8 protein-coding genes are annotated in these 6034 nt (G+C 61.8%); 5 read left to right on the top strand and 3 right to left on the bottom strand.

Annotated elements, in window-relative coordinates; translation table 11 throughout:
* Nucleotides 1-64: 64 nt before the first annotated feature.
* Nucleotides 65-598: a bacterioferritin gene (locus tag HT737_RS18715; protein ID WP_003221186.1), complete on the bottom strand. Its 534-nt coding sequence runs from the start codon at nucleotides 596-598 to the stop codon at nucleotides 65-67.
* A gap of 91 nt (nucleotides 599-689) precedes the next feature.
* The gene (locus HT737_RS18720) at nucleotides 690-1649 is read right to left on the bottom strand and encodes a LysR substrate-binding domain-containing protein (protein WP_182403612.1); all 960 of its coding nucleotides are present in this window, start codon (nucleotides 1647-1649) and stop codon (nucleotides 690-692) included.
* 109 nt (nucleotides 1650-1758) lie between these two features.
* On the opposite strand from HT737_RS18720, the gene HT737_RS18725 reads away from it, so the two are divergent.
* From HT737_RS18725 to HT737_RS18735, 3 genes are all read left to right on the top strand, one after another.
* Nucleotides 1759-2397 carry an FMN-dependent NADH-azoreductase gene (locus HT737_RS18725; RefSeq protein ID WP_182403614.1) on the top strand — a complete coding sequence of 213 codons (639 nt, stop codon included), beginning with the start codon at nucleotides 1759-1761 and terminating at the stop codon, nucleotides 2395-2397.
* Nucleotides 2398-2703 carry a multidrug efflux SMR transporter gene (locus HT737_RS18730; RefSeq protein WP_095667671.1) on the top strand — a complete coding sequence of 102 codons (306 nt, stop codon included), beginning with the start codon at nucleotides 2398-2400 and terminating at the stop codon, nucleotides 2701-2703.
* A gap of 90 nt (nucleotides 2704-2793) precedes the next feature.
* The gene (locus tag HT737_RS18735) at nucleotides 2794-3684 is read left to right on the top strand and encodes a triacylglycerol lipase (RefSeq protein WP_182403616.1); all 891 of its coding nucleotides are present in this window, start codon (nucleotides 2794-2796) and stop codon (nucleotides 3682-3684) included.
* A gap of 121 nt (nucleotides 3685-3805) precedes the next feature.
* On the opposite strand, the gene HT737_RS18740 is transcribed toward HT737_RS18735, so the two are convergent.
* Nucleotides 3806-4693: a DMT family transporter gene (locus HT737_RS18740; RefSeq protein WP_095667669.1), complete on the bottom strand. Its 888-nt coding sequence runs from the start codon at nucleotides 4691-4693 to the stop codon at nucleotides 3806-3808.
* Between the two features lie 96 nt (nucleotides 4694-4789).
* Between HT737_RS18740 and HT737_RS18745 the strand changes: the two genes are divergently transcribed.
* Both HT737_RS18745 and HT737_RS18750 read left to right on the top strand, forming a co-directional pair.
* Nucleotides 4790-5584, top strand: coding sequence for a helix-turn-helix transcriptional regulator (locus tag HT737_RS18745; RefSeq protein WP_182403619.1), 795 nt, complete (start codon nucleotides 4790-4792; stop codon nucleotides 5582-5584).
* A gap of 63 nt (nucleotides 5585-5647) precedes the next feature.
* Complete coding sequence (locus HT737_RS18750) at nucleotides 5648-5953, top strand: PsiF family protein (protein ID WP_041065573.1); 306 nt, start codon at nucleotides 5648-5650, stop codon at nucleotides 5951-5953.
* Nucleotides 5954-6034: the final 81 nt, after the last annotated feature.

A 6034-nucleotide genomic window follows, 5' to 3' on the forward strand; every position in this document is an offset into this window, starting at 1 on the left:
TCCCACATTTGAAATGGATTCCAGTGTGGGAGCGAGCTTGCTCGCGAAGGCGGTTTTGAAAGGCTTACAGGTCTTTCAGAATGTCGGCCATGTCATCGGCATGCTCTTCTTCCTGCGCGAGGATGTCTTCGAAGATGCGCCGAGTCGTCGGGTCTTTTTCGCCGATGTACTGAATGATCTCGCGGTAGCTGTCGATGGCGATCCGCTCGGCCACCAGGTCCTCATAGACCATTTCCTTCAAGGTGTTCCCGGCCACGTATTGCGCGTGGGACATTTTCGACAGCAGGTCCGGGTTGAATTCCGGCTCGCCGCCCAGTTGCACGATGCGCTCGGCCAGACGGTCGGCGTGTTGCGCTTCCTGGGTGGCGTGTTCGAGAAATTCGTCAGCGGCCACGTTGGCTTTCAGACCGTTGGCCATGAAGTAGTGGCGCTTGTAGCGCAGCACGCAGACCAGTTCGGTGGCCAGCGATTCGTTGAGCAGGCGCAGCACCTCCTCACGGTTGGCACTGTAGCTTTCGGTTACCGCGCCGTTCTCGACGTGTTGCCGCGCACGTTCGCGCAGGGTTTTGACATCCGACAAGTGCAGGTCATCGCTCATTTCGATCTCCAGGAGGCTAATCCAATGGGCGCCACGCTCTACAGGCGTGATCGCTTACCCTGGTTGTGAGTCCTGCGCGAGGCAAAAAGTTTTACGAGATTTGCGCCGTCCCCCCTGCAGGCGCTGCCGAAGGCTGCAATCTTGGCGTCAGTCCGGACAACACGGCCTCCTCCTGCAACCAGGCAAAAAACGCCCGCACCGGCGGATGGCGCTCCCGTCCCGGCACACACAATGCGCTGTAGCCTGCGCCATCGACCTGCACCTGCCCCTTGTACGGCACCAGCAACCCGCTGGCGACACTTTGCGAGACCAGAATATTGCTCGCAAGGACCAAGCCTTGCCCGGCAATCGCCGCTTGGAGCGCGTAGTGCTCTTCGTCGTATTCGCGCATTGCGGGATGCTGGTTCAGCCAGTTCTCACTTGCGCGGGCGCACCACGCTTCCCAGCCGTGGGCATACAGCTTCGAGTTGTGCCAGCGCACGCTGATCAGCGCCGGCGTGCGCCGGGCGGCCAGCGCCACCTGCTCCGGTGAGCCATACACGCCGAACGACTCATCGAACAGGCACAAGCCGTAAAGATTGGGGTAGTCGTCAAGGCTGTAGCGCAGCACCAGATCGACGCTGGCGTCCTGATGCAAGTCGATGACTTCGCAGTGGGTATCGAGGCGCACGTTGATGTTCGGGTGCTGCGCATAAAAGCGCCCGAGGCGCGGCACCAGCCATAGCGCGGCGAACGCGGCCGTGGTCGACAGCGTCAGGCTGCTGCCGCAGCGTTGCGGGCGCAGGGTATCGACGCTTTGCGCCACTTCCAGCAGCGCGCCGTGCAGGCTGCGAAACAGCCGCTCGCCACCTTCGGTCAGGCGTACCTGACGCGGCAAACGTTCGAACAGTGCCACGCCGAGCCAGTCTTCCAGCGTACGGATCTGATGAGAGATTGCCGTGGGCGTGACCGACAGCTCTTCGGCGGCGGCCTTGAAACTCAGCAGGCGCGAAGCGGATTCGAAGGCGCGCAGGGCGGTCAGCGGCAACGAGGCGAACATTGAAAACTCCATGGATGAAATGAATTCATCCCGACTGATTTTTGCTCATTTGAATGGACGCGGTCGCGCGCTTCAAGCTGCAAGCCACAAGCCGTTTGATTCTAGTCCGGAGGAAACACAGATGAGTAAAATTCTTGCAATTCATGCCAGCCCCCGGGGTGACCGTTCGCATTCACGGCGCCTCGCAGAAAGCTTTCTCAGCGCCTGGCAATTGCGCCATCCGCAGGCGCAGGTCACCCGCCGTGAAGTCGGGCGCGCGCTGATCCCGGCAGTCAACGAAGCGTTTGTCGCTGCCGCGTTTCATCCTGAGCCCGAGGCGCGTCCACTGTCGATGCAAGCCGATCTGGCGCTCAGCGATCAATTGGTCGGCGAGTTGTTCGAGCATGACCTGCTGCTGATTTCCACGCCGATGTACAACTTCAGCGTGCCCAGCGGCCTCAAGGCCTGGGTCGATCAGATCGTGCGCCTGGGCCTGACGTTCGACCACACCCTCGACAACGGCGTGGCCCAGTACACCCCGCTGCTGCAGGGCAAGAAAGCGTTGATTGTCACCAGTCGCGGCGGGTTCGGCTTCGGCCCCGGCGGCGAACTGGAAGCACTGAACCACGCCGATCCGTGGTTGCGCACCGCGCTGGGCTTTATCGGTATCAACGACGTTACGGTGGTCGCGGCCGAGGGTGAAGAGTCGGCCGAGCGCACCTTCGCGGTGTCGGTGGCCGAGGCCGAGCAGCGTTTGCTCGACCTCGCCCGGGGGTTCTAGATGGCCTGGCTGTTCCTGCTGATCGCCGCCGGGTTCGAAGTCACGTTTGCCATGGGCATGAAATACGCCGAAGGCTTCACCCGGTTGTGGCCGTCGCTGATCACGGTGCTCGCGGCGATTGGCGGGGTTTACTTCCTGACGCTGGCGATGCGCGAGTTGCCGGTGAGCATCGCCTACCCGATCTGGACCGCGATCGGCTCGCTGGGCACGGTGTTTCTCGGCTTTGCCCTGCTCGGCGAGAGCCTGACCCTGGTCAAACTGCTGTCGGTGGGGCTGATTGTGGCGGGGGTGGTGGGCCTGAAGTAGGCTGAGGGTGCAGTTGTCATCATCAAGGAGGAGGCTTGGCGGGTGTTTTGCACGTCAGGCCTCCACTCACGACCACAAGGATGTTTGCCCATGTCACAAAGTACGGCGACACGTTATCCACTGGTGCTGGTGCCGGGCATGCTCGGGTTTATCCGGCTGCTGCTGTATCCGTACTGGTACGGGATCATCAAGGCGCTGCGCCGTGGCGGGGCCACAGTGATTGCGGTACAGGTGTCGCCGCTCAACTCCACCGAGGTGCGCGGCGAGCAACTGCTGGCGCGGATCGACGAGATTCTGCGCGAGACCGGCGCCGCCAGGGTCAATCTGTTCGGCCACAGCCAGGGCTCGTTGACCGCGCGTTATGCCGCCGCCAGACGGCCGGACCTGGTCGCCTCGGTGACGTCGGTGGCCGGGCCCAATCACGGTTCGGAACTGGCCGACTATCTGCAGCAACACTACCCGGCGAACACTGCCAAGGGCCGTCTGCTCGAAGCGCTGCTGCGTGTTGTCGGCTGGCTGATGGCATTGCTGGAAACCGGTTACCACGGGCCGAAACTGCCGGTGGATATCCACGCCTCGCACCAATCGCTGACCCGCGAGGGCGTGGCGCTGTTCAATCAGCGTTATCCACAGGGCCTGCCCGAAACCTGGGGCGGGCAGGGGCCGGAAGTGGTCAACGGTGTGCGTTATTACTCGTGGTCAGGCACATTGCAGCCGGGCAAGACTGACCGCGGTGGCAACCTGTTCGACGGCACCAACCGCAGCTGCCGGTTGTTCGCGAAAACCTTCGTGCGTGAGCCGGGGCAGTGTGACGGGATGGTCGGGCGCTACAGCTCGCACCTGGGCACGGTGATTGGCGACGACTATCCGCTGGATCACTTCGATATCGTCAACCAGTCGCTGGGACTGGTGGGCAAGGGCGCGGATCCGGTGCGGTTGTTTGTTGAGCATGCGGCGCGGCTGAAGGCTGCCGGCGTGTGACTCGCTTTTGTGGTGAGGGGATTTATCCCCGATGGGGCGCGCAGCGGCCCCCGCTTTTTATCTCAAAACAAGGGCTGCTGCGCAGCCCATCGGGGATAAATCCCCTCACCACAGGGCCAGATCAGGCGACGCTGAGTTTGCGGCCTAGAACGGTGGTCCAACGCTCCGACAGAATCACCCCACCCAACGTCAACACCCCACCCACCAGGTGATACATCGCCAACTCTTCCTTCAACACCACCGCCGCAATCAGCGCGGTAATCAACGGCAGCAAGTTAAAGAACAAGGTCGTGCGGCTCGGCCCCAGACGCTGCACCGCCTGCATCCACGCCAGCGGCGCAAGCATCGAGGCCAGCAGGCACGCGTACAGCACCAGCGGAATATTTTGCGCGGTGAAGCCGGTTTTCGGTGAAGCGGCATACAGCGGAAACAGCACCACAATTGCCACCAGCACTTGCAAGTACAACAACACCAGCGGCGGCAGGCGTAACTGCCATTTTTTCAGCAGGGTGCTGTAGATCGCGTAGGCGAGGGTGGCGATCAGCATCATCGCATCACCCAGATTCACCCCGTGCTGCAGCAAGGCGCCGAGGCTGCCGGACGACACCACCACCAGCACGCCGGCGAACGACAGCACCGCGCCGAACAATGCGCCGGCAGTCAGGCGCTGGCCGAGGCTGATGATCGCCATGGCCAGCGACATCAGCGGCATCAGCGACAGGATGATGCCCATGTTGGTCGCGCTGGTCAGGGTCGCGGCGAAGTAGGCGAGGCTTTGATAGACCGCCATCCCGAGCACGCCGAGGATGAAGATCTTGCCCAGGTTGGGGCGGATCTGCGGCCAGTGCGCGATCACCGCCTTGAGCATGAACGGGGTGAACAGCAGGCCGGCGAGCAGCCAGCGGTAGAAACCGATCTCGGCGGGGAAGATTGCTCCGACCGCCAGTTTGTTGATCACGGTATTGCCGGCCCAGATGAAAATCGCCAGCAGCGGAAACGCGTATTGCATGGGTTAAAACCAGAACGTTGATGAACCGTGATTATCCCCTGTCTGGATGCAGCCCTATACTGCGAACCGGACAACCTGCCTCTGCAACCGGACAGCATGAACAGTAAACACATCGATCTGCTGGATTTCAGCGAACTGCCGTCAGCGGTGTACTTCCGCTACGCCGACTTCAACACCCATGAATACGCCGCGCCGCACCGCCATCCGTGGGGCACGCTGGAGTACGCGGCCCACGGTGTGCTGCACATGGAGGTCGACGGCAACCGCTTCATGTCGCCGCCGCAATACGCGGTGTGGGTGCCGCCGCAGATCGAGCACAGTTTCTACAGCCATCAACCGGTCAACTACCGCGCGGTATGCCTCGATCCGAAGGTCTGCACGGATCTGCCGGAGCGCGCCTGCACGCTGGCGATCAGCGACATCCTCAAGGCGATACTCAAGGACTTCGCCGCCCGCGACGTGAAGATCCCCGAACTCGACGCCGACCAGCGTCTGGCCCAGGTGCTGGTCGATCAACTGCAACAGGCGCCGGTCCATGAATGTTATCTGCCGTACGCGAGCCATTCCGGGTTGCTGGCGATTCTCGATGCATTGCAGGCCGATCCCGGCAATAACCAGCCGCTGGCGCACTGGGCGGCGCAGGTACACGTCAGCGAGCGCACGCTGGCCCGGCTGTTCGTGCGCGAGCTGGGGATGAGTTTCGGCGAATGGCGTCAGCGCCTGCGTTACCTGGCTGCCATCGAGGCACTGGAAAGCACGAAGAGCGTGCAGGAGATCGCCTTCGATCTGGGTTACAGCAGTGGCTCGGCCTTCATCGCCATGTTTGCCCGTCAGGCCGGATGTACCCCGGAACAGTATCGGCGCAGCCACCTGGAAGGCAGGAAGGTGTAACAAGATTTGGCTACACTTCAGCGCAGGCCGCATCCATCGATGCGGCGACAAGGAGAAAACTCCATGAAGATGTTGCGTGTGCCTTTGTTGATGATCGGTCTGCTCCTGTGTTCCCAGGGTTTCGCCGCCACGGCGCAACAGAACAAAATGACCACCTGCAATGCCGACGCTACCGCCAAGAACCTCAAGGGCGATGAGCGCAAGACTTTCATGAGCACTTGCCTCAAGGCCGCTCCGGCCGCCAATGACGCCAAAGTGCTGACCCCGCAGCAGGAAAAAATGAAGACCTGCAACGCCGACGCGAAAACCAAGGCCCTGACCGGCGACGCGCGCAAGACCTTCATGAGTGATTGCCTGAAGAAAAAGTAATCACTTGAGTCTGGTGGTGAGCGGGCTTGCCTCTTCGCGAGCAGGCTCGCTCCCACATTGAAATGCGTACCCTTGTGGGAG

It is taken from the genome of Pseudomonas sp. MD195_PC81_125, assembly GCF_014060985.1.
GTDB lineage: Bacteria > Pseudomonadota > Gammaproteobacteria > Pseudomonadales > Pseudomonadaceae > Aquipseudomonas > Aquipseudomonas parakoreensis.

What these genes read in the sequence shown, in the direction of transcription:
- HT737_RS18735 (WP_182403616.1), top strand. Translation starts at nt 2,794, where the DNA reads ATGTCACAAAGTACGGCGACACGTTATCCACTGGTGCTGGTGCCGGGC.
- HT737_RS18750 (WP_041065573.1), top strand. Translation starts at nt 5,648, where the DNA reads ATGAAGATGTTGCGTGTGCCTTTGTTGATGATCGGTCTGCTCCTGTGT.
- HT737_RS18725 (WP_182403614.1), top strand. Translation starts at nt 1,759, where the DNA reads ATGAGTAAAATTCTTGCAATTCATGCCAGCCCCCGGGGTGACCGTTCG.
- HT737_RS18715 (WP_003221186.1), bottom strand. Translation starts at nt 598, where the DNA reads ATGAGCGATGACCTGCACTTGTCGGATGTCAAAACCCTGCGCGAACGT.
- HT737_RS18740 (WP_095667669.1), bottom strand. Translation starts at nt 4,693, where the DNA reads ATGCAATACGCGTTTCCGCTGCTGGCGATTTTCATCTGGGCCGGCAAT.
- HT737_RS18720 (WP_182403612.1), bottom strand. Translation starts at nt 1,649, where the DNA reads ATGGAGTTTTCAATGTTCGCCTCGTTGCCGCTGACCGCCCTGCGCGCC.
- HT737_RS18745 (WP_182403619.1), top strand. Translation starts at nt 4,790, where the DNA reads ATGAACAGTAAACACATCGATCTGCTGGATTTCAGCGAACTGCCGTCA.
- HT737_RS18730 (WP_095667671.1), top strand. Translation starts at nt 2,398, where the DNA reads ATGGCCTGGCTGTTCCTGCTGATCGCCGCCGGGTTCGAAGTCACGTTT.